Annotated in this window: 22 protein-coding genes; 16 read left to right on the top strand and 6 right to left on the bottom strand. The window is 43.2% G+C overall.

Translation table 11 applies throughout. The features are described 5' to 3' along the window. Window positions 1-8: 8 nt before the first annotated feature. The 8 genes from HF638_RS16090 (at window position 9) to HF638_RS16055 (ending at window position 9901) form a co-directional block, all read left to right on the top strand. Window positions 9-1097 (top strand): acyltransferase, encoded by a 1089-nt coding sequence (locus tag HF638_RS16090; protein WP_169481099.1) that lies wholly within the window; start codon window positions 9-11, stop codon window positions 1095-1097. A gap of 166 nt (window positions 1098-1263) precedes the next feature. After that, complete coding sequence (locus tag HF638_RS16085) at window positions 1264-1824, top strand: DEAD/DEAH box helicase family protein (RefSeq protein ID WP_169481098.1); 561 nt, start codon at window positions 1264-1266, stop codon at window positions 1822-1824. A gap of 56 nt (window positions 1825-1880) precedes the next feature. After that, entirely contained in the window at window positions 1881-2186 is a 306-nt protein-coding gene (locus HF638_RS16080) for a hypothetical protein (RefSeq protein ID WP_169481097.1), read from the top strand. A 224-nt stretch (window positions 2187-2410) separates the two neighbouring features. Next, entirely contained in the window at window positions 2411-3250 is an 840-nt protein-coding gene (licT, locus tag HF638_RS16075) for a BglG family transcription antiterminator LicT (protein WP_091034839.1), read from the top strand. 168 nt (window positions 3251-3418) lie between these two features. Further along, window positions 3419-5359 carry a beta-glucoside-specific PTS transporter subunit IIABC gene (locus HF638_RS16070; protein ID WP_169481096.1) on the top strand — a complete coding sequence of 647 codons (1941 nt, stop codon included), beginning with the start codon at window positions 3419-3421 and terminating at the stop codon, window positions 5357-5359. Window positions 5360-5798: 439 nt separating this feature from the next. Next, window positions 5799-7712 carry a beta-glucoside-specific PTS transporter subunit IIABC gene (locus HF638_RS16065; RefSeq protein ID WP_169481095.1) on the top strand — a complete coding sequence of 638 codons (1914 nt, stop codon included), beginning with the start codon at window positions 5799-5801 and terminating at the stop codon, window positions 7710-7712. Window positions 7713-7746: 34 nt separating this feature from the next. Continuing rightward, window positions 7747-9189 carry a 6-phospho-beta-glucosidase gene (locus HF638_RS16060; protein WP_169481094.1) on the top strand — a complete coding sequence of 481 codons (1443 nt, stop codon included), beginning with the start codon at window positions 7747-7749 and terminating at the stop codon, window positions 9187-9189. Between the two features lie 313 nt (window positions 9190-9502). Then, the gene (locus tag HF638_RS16055) at window positions 9503-9901 is read left to right on the top strand and encodes a RidA family protein (RefSeq protein ID WP_169481093.1); all 399 of its coding nucleotides are present in this window, start codon (window positions 9503-9505) and stop codon (window positions 9899-9901) included. A gap of 119 nt (window positions 9902-10020) precedes the next feature. Here HF638_RS16055 and HF638_RS16050 read toward each other — a convergent pair whose 3' ends face one another. Further along, a complete protein-coding gene (locus HF638_RS16050; protein ID WP_169481092.1) occupies window positions 10021-11178 on the bottom strand; it encodes a S8 family peptidase in 1158 nt (385 codons plus the stop codon). Window positions 11179-11356: 178 nt separating this feature from the next. Here HF638_RS16050 and HF638_RS16045 point away from each other — a divergent pair, with 178 nt between their 5' ends. Both HF638_RS16045 and HF638_RS16040 read left to right on the top strand, forming a co-directional pair. Beyond that, entirely contained in the window at window positions 11357-11887 is a 531-nt protein-coding gene (locus HF638_RS16045) for a GNAT family N-acetyltransferase (RefSeq protein WP_348982112.1), read from the top strand. Window positions 11888-12047: 160 nt separating this feature from the next. Continuing rightward, window positions 12048-12908 carry a Cof-type HAD-IIB family hydrolase gene (locus HF638_RS16040; protein ID WP_169481091.1) on the top strand — a complete coding sequence of 287 codons (861 nt, stop codon included), beginning with the start codon at window positions 12048-12050 and terminating at the stop codon, window positions 12906-12908. A gap of 379 nt (window positions 12909-13287) precedes the next feature. On the opposite strand, the gene HF638_RS16035 is transcribed toward HF638_RS16040, so the two are convergent. Further along, on the bottom strand, window positions 13288-14076 hold the full coding sequence (locus tag HF638_RS16035) for a hypothetical protein (protein WP_169481090.1): 789 nt from the start codon (window positions 14074-14076) through the stop codon (window positions 13288-13290). A 163-nt stretch (window positions 14077-14239) separates the two neighbouring features. On the opposite strand from HF638_RS16035, the gene HF638_RS16030 reads away from it, so the two are divergent. Then, the gene (locus tag HF638_RS16030; RefSeq protein WP_169481089.1) at window positions 14240-14422 is read left to right on the top strand and encodes a YjfB family protein; all 183 of its coding nucleotides are present in this window, start codon (window positions 14240-14242) and stop codon (window positions 14420-14422) included. 115 nt (window positions 14423-14537) lie between these two features. Here the strand turns inward: HF638_RS16030 and HF638_RS16025 are convergent, their stop codons facing one another. Beyond that, complete coding sequence (locus HF638_RS16025; RefSeq protein WP_169481088.1) at window positions 14538-15170, bottom strand: DUF1963 domain-containing protein; 633 nt, start codon at window positions 15168-15170, stop codon at window positions 14538-14540. Window positions 15171-15429: 259 nt separating this feature from the next. Between HF638_RS16025 and HF638_RS16020 the strand changes: the two genes are divergently transcribed. Next, window positions 15430-16131, top strand: coding sequence for a pseudouridine synthase (locus tag HF638_RS16020; RefSeq protein ID WP_169481087.1), 702 nt, complete (start codon window positions 15430-15432; stop codon window positions 16129-16131). Window positions 16132-16202: 71 nt separating this feature from the next. Here HF638_RS16020 and HF638_RS16015 read toward each other — a convergent pair whose 3' ends face one another. From HF638_RS16015 to HF638_RS16005, 3 genes are all read right to left on the bottom strand, one after another. After that, window positions 16203-17141, bottom strand: coding sequence for a DMT family transporter (locus HF638_RS16015; RefSeq protein WP_169481086.1), 939 nt, complete (start codon window positions 17139-17141; stop codon window positions 16203-16205). Then, the gene (locus tag HF638_RS16010; RefSeq protein WP_169481085.1) at window positions 17138-17989 is read right to left on the bottom strand and encodes an AraC family ligand binding domain-containing protein; all 852 of its coding nucleotides are present in this window, start codon (window positions 17987-17989) and stop codon (window positions 17138-17140) included. The genes HF638_RS16015 and HF638_RS16010 overlap by 4 nt, the downstream gene beginning before the upstream one ends. A 226-nt stretch (window positions 17990-18215) precedes the next feature. Continuing rightward, complete coding sequence (locus tag HF638_RS16005) at window positions 18216-19331, bottom strand: NADH:flavin oxidoreductase (RefSeq protein ID WP_169481084.1); 1116 nt, start codon at window positions 19329-19331, stop codon at window positions 18216-18218. A gap of 231 nt (window positions 19332-19562) precedes the next feature. Between HF638_RS16005 and HF638_RS16000 the strand changes: the two genes are divergently transcribed. The 4 genes from HF638_RS16000 to HF638_RS15985 all read left to right on the top strand — a co-directional run bounded on the left by HF638_RS16000 (window position 19563) and on the right by HF638_RS15985 (window position 22957). Then, on the top strand, window positions 19563-20144 hold the full coding sequence (locus HF638_RS16000; RefSeq protein WP_169481083.1) for a TetR/AcrR family transcriptional regulator: 582 nt from the start codon (window positions 19563-19565) through the stop codon (window positions 20142-20144). Window positions 20145-20198: 54 nt separating this feature from the next. Further along, entirely contained in the window at window positions 20199-20498 is a 300-nt protein-coding gene (locus tag HF638_RS15995; RefSeq protein ID WP_169481082.1) for a Dabb family protein, read from the top strand. Window positions 20499-20544: 46 nt separating this feature from the next. Then, complete coding sequence (locus HF638_RS15990) at window positions 20545-21324, top strand: NRDE family protein (protein WP_169481081.1); 780 nt, start codon at window positions 20545-20547, stop codon at window positions 21322-21324. A gap of 316 nt (window positions 21325-21640) precedes the next feature. Beyond that, window positions 21641-22957, top strand: coding sequence for a nucleobase:cation symporter-2 family protein (locus HF638_RS15985; RefSeq protein WP_169481080.1), 1317 nt, complete (start codon window positions 21641-21643; stop codon window positions 22955-22957). Window positions 22958-23008 lie beyond the last annotated feature (51 nt).

Below are 23008 nucleotides of genomic sequence, written 5' to 3'. Positions count from 1 at the left end.
TTATCTGTATGAATCAACCGGTTAATCGGCCCCGGCGTATTGAGTATCTGGATCTCTATCGTGCTTTTGCGATTATGGCAGTTGTAGCCATCCATGCTACTTCAACAGCAGTTGCGCATTACCCCAAGAACACGTTAGATCATGATGTGTATTACTTCTGGAACACGTTTTTGCAATTTGCCGTTCCAGCGTTTCTGTTCCTGTCATCCTTGGTCTTGTTCTATAACTACAGCTCCAAGGTGAATGAGAAGGGTTGGATGATCGCTTTTTATAAGAAGCGTTTATTTAATGTATTTGTACCCTATGTGGTGTGGTCCCTTATCTATTTTGCCATTAAACAGCTGCTTGCGGGCAAAGAACCTTTGACCCATGGTGTTCAATTTGCCAAACAATTAGTGATGGGAACGGCCCATACGCACTTGTACTTTTTTCTGATTATTCTTCAGTTTTATATCGTGTTTCCATGGCTTCTGTCACTTACACGCCATCGTCTGTTTAAACGTTACTTGCCATTATATTTTATTGCTGCTCAGGCCCTATTCTATGCACTACATTTGCAGTTTCACTTCGAACGAACAGGCAGTTTGCTACCCAGTTATTTGATCGTGATCGGATTTGGTGCATGGATTGGGTTAAACTTTGAATGGGCTTTGAAGAAACTGTATACACACCGTTATGTGCTTATAGCTACATTGTTGAGCGGAGGTGCCATTTTTATATATGGTAATGCTTATATCAAAACCACTTTCGCTGCATACCCGGTGGTAACCTATACCGTACTGTTTCTGTTCCGAAATCTGTTTACTCTGTCAGCCTGCTTGCTTCTGCTGATCTTCAGTGAACGAATCGGCACGGGAAAACATACCGAGGTTCGTAAAGCTACACGTGTTCTGGACTCTTTGGGTACCGTTGCGTTCGGTGTATTTTTAATGCATCCACTCGTATTGCTCTTCTGGAGACGCGAATTCACAGATGACCTGGCTCGGCACTTCAGCGTGGGCATCATTCTATCTTATGTTGTGGCGCTCCTGATCTCATGGATGTGCGCGATGGGATTGCGCCGGATGAAGTGGGGATGGGTACTGATCGGACGTTAAAGTTAAAATAAACATATGCAATTTAAGATAAGAGATTTCAAGCCCTCACGCATTGAGGGAATCACTTGAAACCTCTTTTTTATTTGCCCTAAAGAAGGTATCATAGAGTTTAATGTCCATAAAATTGAATTAATGGAATGAATACTACCTTGTCAGGAGTGATCAAATGAAATTTGTGATTATTTTTGGTCCGCAGGCAGTGGGCAAAATGACAGTTGGACAAGAACTGGAGAAGATAACGAATCTAAAATTGTTTCATAACCATATGACCATTGAACTGGTGTCTCCTTATTTCAGCTATGGCACACCACAAGGCAAAAGACTGGTGAATCTGTTCCGTCAGGAGATTTTTGAAGAAGTCGCGAAGAGTGACCTGCCGGGTCTGATTTTCACATTTGTATGGGCGTTTGATCTGGAGCAAGACGGAGAGTACATTCGTCAAATCAGCGAAATGTTTGCATCTCATGGAGGTCAGGTCTGTTATGTGGAACTGGAGGCTGATGCATCGGAAAGACTAGAGCGCAATAAAAGTCCGAATCGCCTGTTACATAAGCCAACAAAGCGTGACATCCCGTGGTCTGAGCGAGAGTTACTTGATACGATGAAGAAATATCGATTGAACTCGGAACCAGGAGAAATCACGCATGAGCACTACATACGGATTGATAACACGCACAAGAGCCCGGCTGAAGTGGCACAGTTAATCCAGGAACGCTTTAATTTGTAATTGGAGAAACGTCTAATTTAGCAGATTAGTTACTTTATATGAGAGGGGCACTGCACATGTATTTTATTATATTTTTGCTCATAGGACTTGTATTATGTTATCTGATCCCATTCGGTCCGATTATAGCTGGGGGCATTGTTTTCGCACTTGTGATAGATCATTACCGTCAGACGATGCATATGCGTGAAGATATCCGGGACATCAAAAATCATCTGGGGCTAATGAATACAGGTGAGGCGAAAGAGTACGAGATGGATAAGCAATTTAAAGATGTCGATCGTTTGAGTTCAGAAGAAATGGATATTATTAACCGAAGAATTGAAGCGGAACTGGAGAAAGACAGCAAAAACAATAAATCATGAATCCCTGTAAAATAATTCTTGTTTTGCTCACTCCTGTGAGTATATTTACCTAGATCGGGAGTCATGCTAATTCAATATTAACTTTTTGTTGCACTGTGTAGAATTTTGTAATATTATGAGGGAAGCGCGTACAACATATCGGGTTGTAACTGTTGAATCAGGCAAAGCCGTATACCTTGGGAAAAGGGATTGGTTTGTCTTTTTCTGTATATTGGAGTGATAAAGTGAAAATCGAGAAGGTGCTGAACAATAATGCTGTAGTTGCAATGAATGACGAGCAGGAAGTTATTATCATTGGCCGGGGGATTGCTTATCAGAAGCGGGCGGGTGATATGGTTTCCGAGCAGCATATCGACAAGATATTTACTTTACAGAATGAAGATATTCAGGAAAACTTCAAGGCATTAATCTCAAGCATTCCGCTGGAATACATGAAAGTATCCGAGGAAATCATTGCTTACGCCAAATTAAAACTTGGCAAGAAACTGAATGAGAGCATTTACTTACATCTCACAGATCATATTCACTTTGCCATTGAGCGATATCGCAAGAATCTGCCTATACGCAACGGTTTAATCTGGGAGACAAAGCAGTTATACAAAGAGGAATACGAAGTCGGAATGGAAGCGCTCAATATGATCTGTGATCAGTTTGGTGTGATCTTGCCCGAGGACGAAGCCGGTTTTATGGCACTTCACTTTGTGAATGCAGCTTTGAATGAGGAAATGCCTAACATCAAGAGTATGACGCAGGTCATGCAGGAAATCTTGACGATCATCAAGTATCATTTCAAGATTGATTTTGATGAGAACTCACTGACATTCTATCGCTTTGTGACGCATTTGAAGTTTTTCGCTCAACGTTTGGTGAAGGGAAAACATTACAAGAGCAACAACGATGATGAATTGTTCCTGATGATTCAGAAGAAGTATCCAGCAGCACACAAGTGCTCGGAGAAAATCAAGAAATTCATTGAAAGCAACTACACGTATCAACTTACTGACGAAGAAATGATGTACTTAACGATTCATATTGAGAGAGTTGTGAATGCAACTTCTGAATAATCCCATAGATCAGCTTGCAGGGTTGCAACCACTAGGGCAAAACCTGAACGATTGAATGACAGAACATACCGTTAACCGGATGTTCCGCACATTCAGATGTTCAGGTTTTTTTATTCTCTCCAATATGCTTCGAATCCGTGTTTAATCAGAAAGGAAGAAAATAACTTCATGAAACACGAACAATTAGCTAAAGACATTCTGTCTGGCGTTGGTGGTAAACAGAACATTAACAGCGTGGTGCACTGCGCGACGAGACTTCGTTTCAAATTAAAAAATGACAGTAATGCCAAAACAGACGATCTCAAAAACCTGCCCGGAGTCATAACGGTAATGCAAAGCGGGGGACAATATCAGGTTGTCGTGGGTAACGAAGTGTCTGATGTGTATAAAGCCTTGCTACAAGTTGGTAATATGAATGCGGATGAACCAGTCTCAAATGATGATGATTCTGAATCTTCCGGTAAAAAAGAAAGTCTTCTGGGTCGGTTTATCGACTTGATCTCAGGTGTATTTACACCAATTCTCGGCTTGCTCGCTGCAACAGGGATGATCAAAGGTTTCCTGTCCATGTTTACTTCTCTCGAATGGTTGGACCCGGCTTCAGGAACATATCAATTGTTGAATGCTGCAGGTGACTGTCTATTCTACTTCTTCCCAATCTTCCTGGGTTACACAGCAATGAAAAAATTCGGTGGATCTCCATTCCTCGGGATGGCTATCGGAGCATCCCTTGTATATCCGACCTTATCCGGTCTTAGCGGTGGAGAACCGTTGTATACGTTATTTGCAGGCACATTGTTTGAATCGCCGATTCATATCACGTTCCTGGGTATTCCCGTTATTTTGATGAGCTATTCCTCATCCGTAATTCCAATTATTGTTGCTGCTTATTTTGGAGCAAAAGTGGAAGCGTTCTTCAAAAAGATCATTCCGTCTGTTGTAAGAACGTTCCTTACGCCATTCTTTACGATTCTAATTGTTGTTCCAGTAACATTCCTTTTGATTGGTCCAATCGCGACATGGGCAAGTCAGCTGATCGGTGCAGGCGTATCGGGCATCTATGACTTGAGTCCATTGGTGACAGGTATTGTTGTTGGTGGATTGTGGCAAGTATTAGTTATCTTCGGATTACACTGGGGTATCGTGCCAATCATGCTGCTCAATCTGTCCACACTGAAAGCAGATCCGATTCTGGCTATGATGTTTGCTGCTTCCTTTGCTCAGATTGGTGCTGTTCTTGGAGTTATGCTTAAAACGAAAAATACCAAACTCAAATCATTGGGTGTTCCTGCCTTTGTGTCCGGGATCTTCGGTGTAACTGAGCCTGCTATTTATGGTCTTACATTGCCCCTGAAAAAACCATTTATTATGAGTTGTATTTCTTCTGCAGTAGCTGGTGGTATTATTGGATTCGCAGGTTCCAAAATGTTTGTGTTTGCTTCAGGTATCTTCGGTGTTCCAGCGCTAATTAGTCCGACAGCAGGAATTAACTATGAATTCTGGATGGCTATGATTGCTACAGTTATTGCTTTTGTACTAAGCTTTGTTCTCGTGTATTTTGTAGGATTCAAAGATCCTGCTAATCCGGAAGCTGCCAAACAGACTCCAGAGCCGGTAAAAGAAGAGAAGGCTGCAGTTGAGCCTAATCCAAATAATCGTTATGAAATTTCCAGCCCGATGACGGGTGATGTGGTTCCTCTGCAAGAAATTAATGATGCTACATTTGCTGGTGAACATATGGGTAAAGGTATTGCTATTCGTCCAACCAGTGGAAGAGTCGTGTCTCCGATTAATGGTGTCGTACAGACGATTTACCGTACCAAACATGCCATTGGTCTTGTAGATGATCAAGGTGTAGAGATTCTGATCCATATCGGTCAGGATACGGTACAGCTTAAAGGTCAGCATTTCACTGCACATGTGAAGGACGGTGATCGTGTGAATGTTGGCGATCTGATCGTTGAATTCGATCTGCAGGCCATTATTGACGCGGGATATGAGACTGTAACACCGATTATTGTAACCAATACTGCTGATTATTTGGACGTGGTTGGTACAACAGATCGTAAAGTGCAAGAGAAGGATAAATTGATTACAGTTATTGGTTAATTCTACTTCAGTTGCGCAATCATATATGAGAATAGAATGTAATACAGGGACAACTTCGATGTTTTCGGAGTTGTCTTTTTTTCATTTTCAGCAGCGAGGATTTAATTTGTAATATCATAAAAATAAGTGTTGCAAATGTAGTTCAGATGTACTATGATGAGTTCAAGAAGTAAGCGCATACATCAATCGGGTTGTAACTGTTCAATCAGGCAATTCCGACCACCATGGTCTCTAGGTTGATTGCAACTTACTTTAGTTAATGAAGTAACTGAATACAAATGTGTACAGCCTTACAGGGTTGCAACCGTTAAGGGCAAAACCTGAATTGCTGAATAACACGACTGATTTCCGGATGTTCCGGTACGTTGTGTATGTTCAGTAGTTCAGGTTTTCTTTGTTTCAAAAGCATGGGGAGTTTACTTAGAGAGGGAGAATTACAATGAGCAACTACGATCAATTGGCTAAGGATATTCTGAAACGTGTAGGTGGTCGTGAGAACGTAAACAGTGTATTCCATTGTGTAACAAGATTACGGTTTAAACTGAAAAATGAAAGCGTAGCCAAAACAGAAGAACTTAAAAATCTGCCAGGTGTTATTACCGTCATGCAAAGTGGTGGACAATATCAAGTCGTTATCGGCAACGAAGTGCCGGATGTATATAAAGCAGTTGTTAAAGCGGGTAATTTCCCGAGCGAAGGTCAGTTTGAGGAGGAAGCAGACAACTCAGGCAAGAAAGTTGGTTTGTTCAGTCGATTTATCGACATGATCTCCGGTGTGTTCACACCACTACTCGGTTTGCTGGCTGCAACAGGTATGATCAAAGGTTTCACAGCCATGTTTTTATCATTTGGATGGATTACAGATACTTCCGGAACGTACCAACTGTTGAATGCAACTGGTGACTGTCTGTTCTACTTCTTCCCAATCTTCCTGGGTTACACGGCAATCAAGAAGTTTGGCGGCTCACCGTTCTTAGGTATGGCGGTAGGTGCTTCGTTAGTTTATCCTACGCTGTCAGGCTTGACTGCGGGAGATCCATTGTACACTTTGTTTGCAGGTACGTTGTTTGAATCACCAATTCACATTACGTTCCTGGGTATTCCGGTAATTCTGATGAGCTATTCAACATCGGTTATTCCGATCATTATCGCTACATTCTTCGCAGTGAAAATTGAAAGATTCTTCAAAAATGTTATTCCTAAAGTTGTTAGCACGTTCCTTGTTCCATTCTTTACTTTGCTCGTTATCGTTCCAGCAACGTTCATTCTGATTGGTCCCGTGTCCACTTGGGCAGGCCAATTGATTGGTGCAGGAGCAACAGGTATCTACGACTTAAGCCCAGTTGCAACTGGCTTGATTATCGGTGGATTGTGGCAAGTGTTTGTACTGTTTGGACTTCACTGGGGACTCGTGCCGGTTATGCTTCTCAACCTGAGCACATCCGGTGCTGACCCGGTGGTTGCGATGTCATTCGCTGCTTCTTTCGCTCAAACGGGTGCTGTACTTGCAGTGATGTTGAAAACCAAAAACACGAAATTGAAATCATTAGGTATTCCTGCCTTCATATCGGGTATCTTCGGTGTAACTGAGCCAGCTATCTATGGTTTGACACTTCCACTGAAAAAACCGTTTATCATGAGCTGTATTGCAGGTGGTATCGGTGGCGGTATCTTGGGATTGGCCGGTTCGAAATTATACATCTTTGGTGGACTGGGTGTGTTCGGATTCCCAAGCTTCATTAATAAAGCAACAGGTGTTGATTCGGGATTCTATATGGCTCTGGTAGCATGTGGTATCGCGTTCATCCTTGGTTTTATTCTGACATACGTGGTTGGATTCAAAGACAAAGTAGAAGCTACACCAGCTCCAGCACCTGTACTTGATCCAAACCCGAACAGCAGATACGAAATCGTAAGCCCAATGGCTGGTGAGGTTGTTGCACTGAAAGAAATTAATGACGTAACGTTTGCAGGAGAGCACATGGGTAAAGGGATTGCGATTCGTCCAACCAGTGGCAGAGTGGTATCTCCAATCACAGGTGTCGTTCAAACCGTATACCGTACCAAACATGCCATTGGTCTTGTAAGCGATGATGGTGTAGAGATGCTGATCCATATTGGACAGGATACGGTCAAGCTGAAAGGTCAACATTTTACAACACATGTGAAAGACGGAGACCGTGTTAATGCAGGTGATCTGATTGTTGAGTTTGATCTGCAAGCGATTAAGGATGCAGGGTATGAAACGGTTACACCGATCATTGTCACTAATACTTCAAAATATCTGGACGTTGTAGGAACCAAAGATGCATCCGTTCATGAGAAAGATAAATTGATCACGGTTTTAAGCTAATTGAAATTACAGATGGTTTAGGAGGAACTCCTCAATGAATGAAAAGTTTACAGCCTTCCCGGAGAATTTTCTCTGGGGAGGAGCAACCGCAGCGAATCAATTGGAAGGCGCCTATCTGGAAGGTGGCAAAGGTTTAACAACCGTAGATCTGATTCCGATTGGTGCCAATCGATGGAATATTGCTTTGGGTAACCTCGATTCGTATGAACCAAAAGCAGGGGAATTCTATCCTTCCCATGAAGCCATTGACTTCTATCATCGTTATAAGGAAGATATTGCGTTATTCGCAGAAATGGGATTCAAGTGCCTCAGGCTTTCCATTGCCTGGGCACGGATTTTCCCTAATGGGGATGAAGTTGGGCCGAACGAAGCAGGCTTGCAATTTTATGATGATGTCTTCGATGAGTTATTGAAATACAATATTGAACCTGTTGTAACGATCTGTCATTTCGATGTACCTGTACATCTGGTCGAGACTTACGGCGGGTGGAAGAACCGCAAGATGATTGGTTTCTTTGAGAAGTATGCGACGACGTTATTCAATCGTTACAAGGATAAAGTGAAGTATTGGATGACGTTTAACGAAATTAACATGTTGCTGCATCTTCCGTACATTGGAGCGGGTATTGTTCTGCAGGATGGTGAAGACAAAGAGCAGGTCCTGTATCAGGCAGCACACCATGAATTGGTAGCGAGTGCACTTGCTGTTAAGGCTTGTCATGAGATTATTCTTGGTGCGCAGATCGGGTGCATGTTAGCCGCTGGAATGGTCTATCCATACAGCTCTAACCCGGATGACGTGTGGAAAGCCATGGAGAAAGATCGCGAGTCATTCTTCTTCATCGACGTGCAGTCGAAGGGAGCATATCCGGGATATACGAAAAGATTTTTCAGGGAAAATGACATTCGGATTGAAATGCAACCGGAAGATGCAGATATCTTGATGCAGAACACGGTCGACTATATCGGTTTTAGCTACTATGCGAGCCGGTGTACAAGTACGGACCCTGAGATTTTGAAGGATTCGACAGAAGGCAATGTATTTGGTTCGGTGAAGAACCCGTATCTGCAAGCATCCGAGTGGGGATGGACCATTGATCCGAAGGGCCTCCGAATTACGTGTAATCAGCTACATGACCGCTATGGCAAACCTTTGTTTATCGTAGAAAATGGACTTGGAGCAACGGATGTATTGCTAGACAATGACTCCGTTGAAGATGACTATCGCATCGAGTATTTAAATAGTCATTTTGCCGAGATGGCTGAAGCGATTCAAGACGGGGTAGAACTTCTGGGTTACACGAGCTGGGGACCGATTGACCTGGTCAGTGCGGGTACTGGAGAGATGAAGAAACGTTATGGCTATATCTATGTAGACAAAAACAATGATGGTACGGGAACACTTCGCAGAGTGAAAAAGAAGAGTTTTCACTGGTACAAAGATGTCATTGCGAGTAATGGCGCACAATATTTCTGATACAAGGTGTCCGACGTTGTGGAAAAGACAAAGAGCAGTCACGTTATTACGGGATTGCTCTTTGTTTATGAAGGAATGAATTTGACCCATGATGTAGCTATTAGATATAATAAATAAATCAAGATAATCTTGTCACTTAAGAAGGGGGAGCATCCAATTATGAAGAAAAAATCGCTTGCGTTTATATCTTCGGGATATGGATACTCCACTGCTGTCTTTTTCTAGAATCTATTCCAAGGGTGAGGTCTGCCCAAAATCGGAAGAAAACTATGAAATCACGCAGAAAAATCTTAGGAATGACGAGGTAATCATAATGAAAAACGACAAAATTACGAGAACAAATCCATCCAATATGCCAGCTCCTGTAGGACAGTACACGCATATTACAAGAATTCCAAGGAACGCAGAGCTATTTGTAACTTCGGGTCAGATTGGAGCAGATCCTAGCGGACGCTTTCCTGACAGTCTGAATGACCAAGTCACTAATACATTTAATAATATTAAAACAGTGCTCGAATCGGAGCGTTTAGATGCTGAACATATTATCAAAGTGAACGTATGGGCTACCGAGAAAATCGATTGGGATTTCTTTTATACCGAGTGGGGACAGTTATTCGGTAATGATTATCCTGCAATGACGATTGGATATATTACGGAGTTGGGTCTACCAGAGATAAAAATCGAGATAGAACTTTGGGCAGCAAAAGTCTAATATCAACTACATTTCATCCAAATCAAGGACATCTAACGTATAGATGTTCCTTGGTTTTTTAATTTGTGGAAATAGAAGGGTAGGCTCGCTTCATGCAATCATGATTGAGAGTAGGTGCATTATGGTACCTGCAAACTCTGATAGGCATTGAGTCGCCCATACGTCCAATAGATCCCGGAGCCTGATACCGGATCAGAAGCGAAGCATAACGCATCCCGAATCTGAGCATTTGTTTTCCCTTGTGCAGCGAGCAATGCAGCCGCTCCGGCCACATGAGGTGCAGCCATAGATGTGCCACTAAGATAGGCATAGGAACCGCCCAGATATGTGGATAATATGGTATCCCCCGGTGCAGCCATATCAACCCAAGAGCCGTAGTTGGAGAAATTGGATTTGAGATCGGAAAGGTTGGTTGAAGCAACAGCGATCACGTTAGGATACGATGCAGGTACGATTGGGAATGACGTGTTGTCATTGCCGGCTGCAGCGATAATTACGGCTCCGCGATCCCATGCATACTGTACGGCAGCCTGAAGGAAAGCATCACCTGCTGGTCCACCCAAGCTCAGGTTGACTACCTGGATACCATTGTTGGCAGCAAAAACAAGCCCGTTACCGACATTGCCTACCGTTCCTTGCCCGTTGTTATCCAGTACACGGAGCGGAACGATGGATGCGAGCGGTGCAACGCCTGCGATCCCTACACCATTGTTGGTAACGGAGGCAGCGATCCCAGCTACATGAGTGCCATGGCCGTTTCCGTCCTCGGGGATATTATCATAATCGACATAATCGTAACCGGGGAGGAGCTTGGAGGCCAATTCTGGGTGGTTCAACTGTACACCTGTATCGATAATGGCGATTTTGACAGAGCTGTTACTCTGAGTAATATCCCATGCAGCGGGTGCATTGATTTTGGACAGGTTATACTGATAAGGAAAGAAAGGGTCATTGGGAGTGAAGGATGTCTCAACGAGGTAATTCGGCTCTGCATGTTCAATAAGCTCATGATCTTTGTAATGTTTCAGCATTCGGTGCATTTTTTTGCGGGATTCCACACGGTACCATCCTAAATCTTCATAGGTCTCAGCGACCTTACATTTCCCTTTTTTGTGAAAGGTGTGCATCTCATCTGGGGGCGTACCTTCCTTGAATTTGACTAAGAGCTGCTTGGGAGCATGAGGATGAAACTTGCTCTCTGCTCGATGGTCCATATAACGATATACGAACCCGATTGCTAGCATAATGATAGCAAAAACACCTAACCATAACCACATGAGCGTTCCCCCTCTAATATAGTTTGTGACACGCCTTATCGTATGCGAACTCTATCAGACTGCGCGGGCACTCTTTCAATTTGGTTTGTCGTGTAGATAGATTGATAGGGCGGGATAAATTCGGTAAGATGAAATGAAGAGAGCGGATTCTTAGCTCCAAATACACAGGATAAGGAATGTGGAATTTTTGACACAACTTCAGATTATACCGACAGTAGCAGCTGTTCAGGAACACCAGGTTCATGATGCCATTGATTTTGCCATGCGTGTACGTAAAGAAGTGTTTCCCATGATGGATCATACAAGATTGCCTGCGGACTTCGAGCAGTTCAGAGAACATTATCTGGATTCAGAATGCGCGATCTTTCTTGTTGCAGAGATGGGGGATGCGGGAATCGTCGGGTCTATTGGGATTTTGCCATATGATGGACGAATTGAAGCCGTGGAAGGACGATATGAAGCCCAGTCTGCAGCCGAAATTGTGAAATGTTATGTGGATCCTGCGTATCGCAGATATGGCATTGGTTCAATGCTGGTAAAGGAACTGGAGGATGCAGTAAAGGAAATGCACTATACGACACTGTATTTGCATACACATCGCTTCTTGCCAGGGGCCGTAGATTTCTGGAAACGTCAAGGGTTTACGGTTATTGCTGAGCAGGATGATGACTGGCAAACCGTACATATGGACAAGTTGGCATGTAGGTAACCATTGGTTACTATTTTGATACGCGGATTCTTTTGCCGGATTTTTGGAGAAATTGATTGATCAGCGAACACCACGGAATCGGTAATTTTGTATAAGGGAAAATGCCTGTCGGCACTCGCTCGGTTAGACATAGACAACATACATGATGGGGGCTAAACAGATGAACGCAACGAAGCGGAAAATTGTTTTTATTGATATTGATGGCACATTGGTTGACGATGACGGAAGTATTCCGTTGTCAGCACAGAAGGCTTGCAAACAGGCTCGTGAGAATGGCCATCTGCTCTATTTATGTACAGGCCGATCCAAAGCAGAAATCTATGATTCCATCTGGGATGTTGGATTTGACGGTCTGATTGGTGCAGGTGGAGGCTATGTGGAATTTGGCAAGGATGTGCTTTATCACAAAAGAGTGACAGCGGAAGATGTTCGACACATGGTTGATTTCTTCAATGAACACGGCATTGACTTCTACCTTGAATCCAATTCGGCTCTGTATGCGAGTAGCAATCTTCAACCTCACCTGGAACGCCGCATCTATGGCGATGTGGAGAACGACCCTATAGCCAGAGAGAAGAAGGAGCTGAAACCGCACCCGTTTATTGCCGGATTGACGTATGGAGAAGCGGATCTATATAAAGATGACGTGAACAAGGTGTGTTTCCTGGAGAGCTCGGTGATCCCGTTTGAACGAATCAAGCAGGAGTTTGAAGGGAAATTTGAAGTCATTCAGTGCACCGTGCCAATCTTTGGTGAAGGAAGTGGTGAGCTGATGATCCCTGGCATTCACAAAGCGATTGCGATCGCCGATCTGTTGGAGCATCTGGGCATGTCACAGCAAGATACATTCGCCATCGGCGATGGCATGAATGATGCTGAGATGCTGGAATTTTGTAACGTCGGAATTGCCATGGGCAATGCGAAGCCAGGACTGAAAGCCATTGCAGATGATATTACTGGAACAGTTGAGGAAGATGGATTGTATCACAGTTTTGTGAAGTATGGGTTGATTGAGGGGTAGTATTTAAAGGATTTACGAATGAACAGCTAATAAAAAGAGAGCAACCTAGTTGCTCTCGAAGTTTAATAATCGGACCATGAATATATTTGTCCATTGTAAAAGGTCACGTAGGTATTTCCGTAGACCCAGATATCAATAGAACCTAATGAACTAGTAGAGCTACTGGTTCTATTTGGGCTCCCCCAAGAAAATAACACTTGGTCATATGTCATCCCTAATTTTATCTTATGTTGACTAATAAGTTTCCAGACGTTTGAAGACCAGTCTGGGTAATCTTTTTTAGGATCACTGTCATAGAACAGTCCTTTGATAAAATCATTTGGCTGGTCTGTCACAGGCAACTTGAACGTAACCGTCTTTCCACTAGCTCTTTTGGCTTTCACAATAACATTATTTTTTTAATATCAACGGAAAGAATTTTTATTTTTTCTAAATGATAAAGCGGGTTTGAAGAAGGTAGATTATTTTTGTTAGCCCAATATTCTCCCTCCGTAAAAGCTATATATATGAAATGTTCGTAATCAAAATAATAACAGAAATTCGAAAACCGAATGCCTCCATATATGTATTCTGTAACGGTCTTTCCATTTGCTGATTGTATAGTTACTTCCGTGAGTTGATAAAGTTGAGTCATACTGACAATCCAGCCAGGTTGATCTAGTGCATAAGAATATACTTTTTCTCCAAAAACTGAACGATATGTTTTAGGGACACTAAGGACTCCGTTCATTAATTTCTTAGTCCGTGTTGATCCATCCTCGTCTCCCCACATAAATGCCACCATTAAATCATCTTCATTACTACCTGAGTAACCGGAAACCTTTAGAAACTTCTCAAATGATATGTAGGTTATTCCTTTGTACAAAATGGTGTCTTTTTTACTTACTTGTTCTTTCTTTCGTTTGGTTTTGACTTCAAACCCATTTCCTACAGCAATAAGTGAGCCGATTTGTTTGAACATTTTGATGGGTATGTAGACGGTACCATTATCCGCTAGATATGCTTGATCTTTGGAACTCGCAAGCTTTCCATCAATAAATATAGTGTATTCAATATCACGGTAGGACTCAGTTAGAGGATTATTAGCCGCTAACGTGTGGGGTGGAAATAATACGAACAATAAACTAAAACTAATAAAAATACAGATCAATTTCTTAAGACTCTTCATTACAGATTCTCCTTTTATTTTTATCACCTTAAGACTATAGCATGAAGCTAACAGCCATAACAGGTAATTATTTGCTTGATCTGCTTTGTTCAACATTTGCTCCTCTCTGTCCGATATATAATAAGTACATCTATGTGATCAGACAGCGAAAGGAGTGCAGAACATGGATATTGCAGCATTATCAATGGCGATGAGCCAAGTTTCAGTAGTTCAGTCCGCAAGCTTGCAAGTGATGTCGATTACGAAAGACATGGCGCAGCAGCAAGGTCAGCAGATGGCGGAAATGTTGAAGTCAGTACCTGCTCCTCACCCTAATCTGGGTAGCAGTCTGGATATTTCAGTATAGGCAGATTAGAAGGATGCATTCTTGTGAAAACATTGCAGCAAGCAAAGCCCAAACAGCCCCAATTCTAACGAATTGAGGTCGTTTGGGTTGTTTATTTTTCAATTCGGAGCAGATCCTAAGAAGCCTGTACGAAAAATAGTCCATCCAATGGTGCTTCAGTAGAGGCAGGACCTTTTCGTAAAAATAAATAACCATTGGCATCAGAAAGTCCCAATATGTCCTGATAGGGCTCGGGAAAATCTGCGGAATAGATCTGGCATACCGGTTGATAATGGGTTAACAAATGATCGATTCCATGGACTCCGTTGGGTAAAGTTGAGGTGAAGAACGAAAAGGCAGGGAAATCCTGCTCGGCTAATGACGTTTCCGAGAAACGCACTCCACTTAAAGGGATGCATTCTGTGGGACCTACAGAAGTGTGCGGTTGTGAAGTTACCGATACATAGGTACATCCAGCCAGTATATTTTCATTCCATTCCAGCTCATCTCCTGTGTATGTTACCTGATCCAGAAAGTATTCTGTAGCCGAATACATAGAGAAGACCGAGATGTACATGTCTACTGGCAAAGAGGGGATATGTACATTCTGCAAGAGTTTATTGCAATCAATGGAGAATAGATGTAACAAGGGCTGACCTTCCGGATTGAGCGGCCATTCCTGAATGTATGCCTGTTCTCCGCCAATCCACATACCAGAGTTCTGGTTCGGATGCTCAGAATCAACTGTAATTTGAGTCACGTTGTACATGGGAAACTCCTTCTTTTCTCGTAATGTCGCGCTTCGTGTCATAGTAACCAATAGAGTGCAGATCGTACTTTTTAGGTGTGCACAATGTCTTTTTGGCTTATTGATGTATTTTTGGATAACAATCCATTGCTTCGTTACATTATAAGTGAGATGATGTGGAATGAAAATCAGTACAAGGTACTAACTCGCGCATGAAGTGAATGAACGTACCTGTACTCAATGAACCAGTGGTAATACTATAGATGAGAAGTGGTGACACATGTTAATTAACAAATACATAAGTGAAACGGGATTCTGCTCCCGCAGGGAAACGAACCGTTTAATTGCAGCTGGACGCATAACGATCAATGGCAGGGTATGTGAAAAAGGGGCGGAAGTTGAACCTCATGATGTGGTACTCATTGATGGCAAGCAGATTCCTCGTAATGACAGCGAACCTGTCTATATTGCTCTGAATAAACCCATTGGTATTGTCTGCACAGCAGCAGAACATGTAGAAGGGAACATCATTCAATATATGAATTATCCTTCTCGCATATTTGCGATAGGCAGGCTGGATAAGGCATCTGAAGGGTTGATTTTGCTTACGAATGACGGGGGAATTGTGAACAAGATGATGCGTTCCGAGCACAACCATGATAAAGAATATGTAGTGACTGTAGACAAACCCGTAACCGACGAATTTGTAAGGTCCATGTCCGAAGGGGTTGAAATTCTGGATGTGGTGACCAAGCCCTGCGAAGTGTATAGGCAGAGTGAAGACGTATTTCGTATTATTTTGACACAGGGTCTCAACCTGCAGATTCGCAGAATGTGCAAAGCCTTGGGGTACCGAGTGTTAAAGCTGGAGCGCGTGCGAATTATGAATATTACGCTGGATCAACTGGAGCGGGGGCAATGGCGTCATCTGGAGCAAGAGGAACTGGAGATTCTGCTGTCTCAATTAAATGAGATAAACTAAATGAATTCTGCTGCATATCAACAGTGGTCAGCCACGATTTCCAGTTAAATCAGTAAAAAATGAAGCAAACACTAACCGCTACGCGGATTAGTGTTTTTGTTGTTGAGCTTGTTTCCTGTTCGCTCTGAAATGTAAGAACCGAATAAGGTTAAGAACGCCCCGAGCAGGATCACCCAGGTTATCTGTTCCCGAAGAATGAGTGCAGATGACACAACAGTAATGACAGGTACCAGATAGATATATACACTCGCTTTAATAGCTCCAAGAAGATTCACAGTCCGGTTCCAGGTTACGAAACACAACGCGGAGGCACCCAGTCCGAGGTAGAGGAAATTAGAGAGATTGGTTAGGTTCTTAAAACGGCCAAGATCCAAATGGAAGTCAGACAGGAACAAGGCTGGCAGCATTAAGACTAAACCATAGAAGAACACTTTGCGCGTGGCACCGATGGTGTGATAGGGAAGCTCGCCAATTTTGCGCATCAATACGGAGTATATCGCCCATACCGCGGGTGCTATGAAAGCAAGCAGATCACCTACCGGATTCAGTTGCAGAACGAAACTGCCGTTCAGGGCGATGAGTATGATGCCGCTCAAGGCAATCCCGAATCCGATGAGAAAGCGGCGCGTTAACTTCTCACCATCCAGGAAGAAGTGTGCGAGCACGGCAGTGAAGAATGGGGCAATGGAGACAATAACACCCACATTGGAAGCTGTTGTGTACACCAGTGCTACATTTTCAATGAGAAAATATAACATCACCCCGCATAAACCTGCTCCGATAAATAACCATTCTTCTCTGAATGAGGCGATCCGCAGTGAACGTGGATAGATCAATAACAGTACCAAATACCCGATCAGGAAACGGAAAAATAGAATCTCCACTGGAGTAAAGTCAATCAGCAGAACTTTGGTCGAGACAAACGTAGTTCCCCAGATCAGTATAGTAAACAAAGCGAGCAAATGTCCGGTAGAGGCTTTAGTGTTTTGATGGCTAAGATGACTCGTCATACGATATGATTGGTGGTTCGTTTCGGCTCCGAATCATGATTGAAGATACGTCTATATTGCTTGGGTGTCAGGCCAATCAATTTTTTGAAAAAATTCGTGAAATGGCTCTGGTCACTGAATCCGGTCTGTGCAGCTACTTCAATCGGCAGCAGACCTTGTTCCAGCAGACGTTTGGCTTGATTAATGCGAATCGTTTCCAGATAGCGGTAAGGTGATATCCCTTTCTGGCGAGTAAATAAACGCAGCAGGTGGTATTTACTCATCTCCGTCAAATCGGCTAACTCGTTCAGCGAGATGCTCTCCATGTAATGAGCTTCTATGTAATCACATATGCGTCTGATCTCTATGGTAACATCCCGAGTGGAAACAGGGGGTTCAGCATCCGAATAATCTCGCAGCAATTGATCCAATAGTAAGAGTAACAATTCTTCTTTGTAGAAATCGGATTGCTCCTCCAGAATCATCTGATGCAGTTCGTGCAGGGAACCCACAAGTTCACTTTGGTAGAGAACGGGGGACGTAAACCGTGGTAAGTAAGCTTGTCCAGTAATCTCTCTCGCATACTCTCGCATAACCTCAGGCTGGACGTTGATACAGCGATAATCGAGGGTTCTGCCATCGACCTGTTCGCAGGCATGGGGGTCTTGTGGATTAAAGACAATGATGTCCCCACTATTTAGAATATATTCTTCGTTGTTGCAGACGAGGTGTCGCTTGCCTTGTTCAATGAATCCAATGACATAATAGTCATGAAAATGATTGGGAAACTTCTGCATAATGCCTTCAAATTGATAAGCTTCTAGCTGTAGATCGGTATCAAATACGACAGTCCGGACTTCCCGAGTCATGATGCACCTTCTTTCTGGTATGTTAATGTCATTATAGGTTGCAAAGAAGGAATTTTCTTGAACGATATTGCTATTGCTCGAAGTGTTTGATCGGACAGATATCTCTAAAAACAAAATACCCGCAATCCCGGAGGGAAAGCGAGCCCTTTGCTTAGTATAGTTGATTCATGAGTTCAAACCTATATATATTGGACAAAAAAATGTCCGGAACAATAAGGAATTGTCCTTAGTGTAACGTAGCCAGTGCTTCAGGTGAAAAAGACTGAATTTCAGATACACGGCCTTCACGCATTTTGGCAGCCCATGCCGGGTCACCAAGTAGCGCACGTCCCACAGCCACCAGATCAAATTCCTGTTGATCGAAACGCTTCATAAGCTCGTCCATACCTGGATGTTTTGCTTCATCAGTTCCTGCTTCAGGCTCATTTGGCATACCCACAGAACCGACTGTGATCGTGGTTTGACCACTTAGCTTTCGCACCCAGCCTGCAAATCCAAGCTCAGATCCTTCAAACTCGGGCTCCCAGAAGCGTCGTGTAGAACAGTGGAAGATATCTACACCAGCGTCAACCAGCAAATGAAGGAATTGTTCCAGTTGTTCGGGGGTGTCGAACAGTCTGGCTTGATAATCATTCATCTTCCATTGGGAAATCCGCATCGCGATAGGGAAATCAGGACCTACCGCAGCACGAACTGCCATTACAAGTTCAACTGCGAATTGCGTTCGTTTTTGAAGGTCACCACCATAGCGGTCCGTTCTCCTATTCGTTGTTTTCCAGAAAAACTGATCGATTAGAAAACCATGTGCACCGTGAAGCTCAATTCCGTCAAAACCAATACTTTGCGCATTGGCCGCTGCATCGGCATAAGCTTGAATCACTGTTGCGATCTCTTCCTCCGTCATAGGCGCACTTACCTGATTACCCTCCATATCGAGACCTGATGGACTAAGCGACGCGGCTTCCGGGTGAGGTTGAGATCCTGAAGGACGAACAATGCCCATATGCAGAATTTGCGGGAAAATTTTGCCGCCGGCTTCATGGACTTGTTTGACCACTTCAGCCCAGCCTTGAAGAGCTGCTTCTCCATACATATGAGGGATTCTAGGCTCACTTGATGCAGATAGATGCTCAATGGTCGCACCTTCGGTAATAATGAGTCCAACACCATGCTCGGCACGCCGACGATAATATGCGGCTACATCGGGGCCCGGGACACCATCCGGGGAGAAAGCACGAGCCATGGGGGACATGACGATGCGTGAGGACAGGGTTAATTTTTGAACAGTGTATGGTTGAAACAGAAGCTCCGTAGAAATAACGTTATGTTGTTGATTACTCAAAATAAGCACCTCCATTATTATGTACCTCTCAGTGGGTACGAGTGTAATATTAGCAATCCCTAAATACTCGCTCAACCAACAGATTGATCATTTTGTTGCTTAAGCGAAAGACTTCGAAAATTGTATGATGACTTGGCAATCCGAAATCCCTTTTTACTTGTTGAATAAACAGCACTTATCTATAATAGAAGAACCTATCCAACGATCTTTAGTACAAAGGAGTATTAGGAAATGTCAGGTGTAGTATCTTCCAATTCTAACGATCCGCGTGTAATCCGTACTCGTCAATTAATTCTTGATGCATTTTTATACCACTTGAGCCTTAAAAATTTCAACAGCATTACAATTCAAAACATTACGGAACAAGCCACAATCAACAGGGCCACATTTTACGCCCATTTTCAGGATAAATATGCACTCCTTGAAGCCTTGTTGTCGGATGCTTTTATGGAATATGTAACGAAGAGGGTGGACCCGGGTGCACGGTTATCAGCTGAGACCATTCAGCAACTTATATTTTCATTATGCGATTATCACGTCTCAAGTAATGGATGCATCAAAAAATATGAGACGGTTGCACCAATTATTGAAGAGAACATCAAGACGCAACTGGAGCAATTCCTTCTTGAATTAATGAGTAAAGTAGCGGGGCATGTAGATCCCAAAACGCTGAAAATTACGGCAACCATGCTAAGCTGGTCGATCTATGGAATAACGTATCGATGGAATATTGAAGGCGGGCAGGAATCCCCTGCTGAGTTAGCCCAACGAGTTGTCCCCTACATGATCGGCGGGTTGGAATTATTGAATTGAATTCATTAAATGAAGTTGCATTACTATTCGAATGGACAGAGGAGGAATAAGAACATGTTTGAACATTTGGTTGTTTTTAAATTTAACGATAAAATTACGACTGACAAGCAGCAGGAATTGGTGGCTCAATTGCTCGCACTACAGGAAGAAATTCCGGGAATCGTCGCGCTGACGGCAGGAATCAATGCAACGGAAGAAACGGACCGTATTCAAGGCTATACGATTGGATTACGAGTGACGTTTGAAGATCAGGACGCGTTGCGCGCCTATGGTCCACATCCTGCTCATCAGGCATTTGTAGCTTCCTTGGATGGTTGGGTGGAAGATGTAATTGTAGTTGATTATGCGATATAAAGCCCCGATATCAGAGGTTTAACGAATCTAGGAGTTGAAGATTTCCATGTGTTTGATTTTATTTGCTTACAACATGCATCCAAAGTATCCGTTTATATTGGGATCCAATAGGGATGAATTCTATCACAGACCTACGGCTCAAGCACATTATTGGGAAGATCACCCTCAAATATTGGCAGGCCGGGATTTGTCGAAAATGGGAACCTGGATGGGCGTAACAACAGGGGGACGTCTGGCTGCTGTCACGAATTATCGTGATCCGAATGAAGATGTACATGCCAAGTGTTCAAGAGGAGATCTGGTTGCTGATTTTTTAAAGGGAACGTCCTCACCTGAGCAATATATGCAACGTGCGGAGCAAAATCGCAATGATTACCCTGGATACAATTTGTTGGTGGGTGATCCAGACGACCTCTATTATTATTCTAATGTGGGCAACGTTGTGATGAAGTTGGAACCGGGAATATACGGGATTAGTAATCATTTGATCAATACGGATTGGCCTAAGGTGAAACGTGGAAAAGAAGGACTGGAGAAAATCATCAACGGGGAGGAAGAAAGTACCCTGACAGAGCAAATATTAGATTTGCTACAATCGGCAGACCCTTCAGTGGATGAGCTTCTACCCCATACAGGTGTTCCAATGGAATGGGAACGTTTGCTTTCTCCCATATTTGTTAAAAGTGAAAAATTTGACTATGGAACTAGAGCTTCATCCGTTGTTCTGATGACTAGAGAAGAATTATTGTTTACGGAGAGGGGTCATCTGAACGGAGAGGTCATGGAGCAGCGTTTTAACATCAAGCCTCTTAACTGGACAAGCTGAGAATATGAAACAAGTTATGATGTACGGACATTATGTCTCAACATGAATACTTCAAGATAAATCACACGTTCAATTTTATTTCTTCTGAGTGTAAAAAGGATTGTGTTAATTATTGTGTTAACTAATATAACGCGACATAAAAGGTTTAAGATTCCCTTTTGTACAACACGCCCAATTTAAGTTGGGCTATTTATATGTTATAACAATTCTATGTTATGAATCATGGAACTTCCCTGAATAGTTTATATAATGTGAATCAACATAACATGATTTTGCAGCGGTTCGGTTGATTCTAATTTCAGGGGGGCAACGTGGGATGAAAGAAACCAAAAAGATGAAAATTTTTTCACTGGGGATTCAGCACGTACTCGCGATGTATGCGGGAGCAATTCTAGTACCTTTGCTTGTGGGCAGAGCGCTAAATTTGACTGCAGAGCAGTTGGCGTATCTCGTATCCATTGACCTGTTAACGTGTGGGATTGCAACATGGCTTCAGGCTCGGAAAGGGAAGTACTTGGGTATAGGTTTGCCAGCGGTGCTCGGAAGTTCTTTTGTAGCGGTCACACCTATGATTGCCATTGGATCGCAATACGGAATTCCTGCCATATATGGGTCGATCATCGCAGCCGGATTATTTATCGTCATCTTTGCCGTATTTTTCAGCAAAATCGTCAAATTGTTTCCACCAGTCGTGATCGGTACAGTGGTAACCATTATCGGTCTTGCACTGATCCCAACCGGCATTAAGAACATGGCGGGTGGAGCAAACAGCGAGAATTTCGGAAGTTTGGACAATTTGGCGCTTTCCTTTGGCGTATTACTTTTCATTCTGATCCTGAATCGATACGCTCGTGGTTTTGTTAAATCCCTGGCAGTTCTCCTGGGGATTATCGTGGGAACCCTCATAGCAGCCTTCATGGGAAAAGTGAATTTTGCCGCTGTACAGGAAGCCTCTTGGTTCCATTTGCCCCAACCCTTCTACTTTGGATGGCCAACCTTCGAGATCGGTCCCATTATTACAATGATCATTGTAGGTACGGTAGTTATTATCGAATCAACAGGTGTATTTATGGCTTTGAGTAAAATCTGCGATCAACCGATCAACGAAAAAGATCTGGCACGGGGATATCGCGCAGAAGGTCTCGCGTTTGTTCTAGGTGGCATATTCAATGCCTTTCCATACAATACATTTGCGCAGAATGTCGGTTTGGTTCAGCTCTCCAAGGTGAAAACGACCAATGTGGTGGTTGCAGCCGGAGGCATTCTGGTCTTTCTCGGACTTATTCCCAAAGTAGCTGCTTTTGCAACGATTATTCCGAGTGCTGTATTAGGTGGGGCGACTGTTGTCCTGTTTGGAATGGTCGTCTCATCCGGGATCAAAATGCTGCAAAACGTCGACTTCGGCAAACAATCCAATCTGTTGATCGTGGCTTGCTCCGTTTCACTTGGTCTTGGTGTTACCGCTGTACCGGATCTGTTTGCTCAACTTCCCCAAAGCATTCGTATTATTGTGAGCGATGGCATTATCACAGGAAGTCTGTCAGCTATTTTGCTCAATGTCTTCTTCAACCTCGGCTTCAAAAAAGAAAGCTTGCCTCTTCAGCCTGTACAGGCACAAGAAGCACATACGTAATTCTTTTTCTACGATAACCAAACTGATTTAATGAATGGAACAGAACCTCTT

The sequence above is a fragment of the Paenibacillus sp. SZ31 genome (genome assembly GCF_012912005.1).
GTDB lineage: Bacteria > Bacillota > Bacilli > Paenibacillales > Paenibacillaceae > Paenibacillus.
This window is presented reverse-complemented; position numbering and strand designations above follow the sequence as displayed.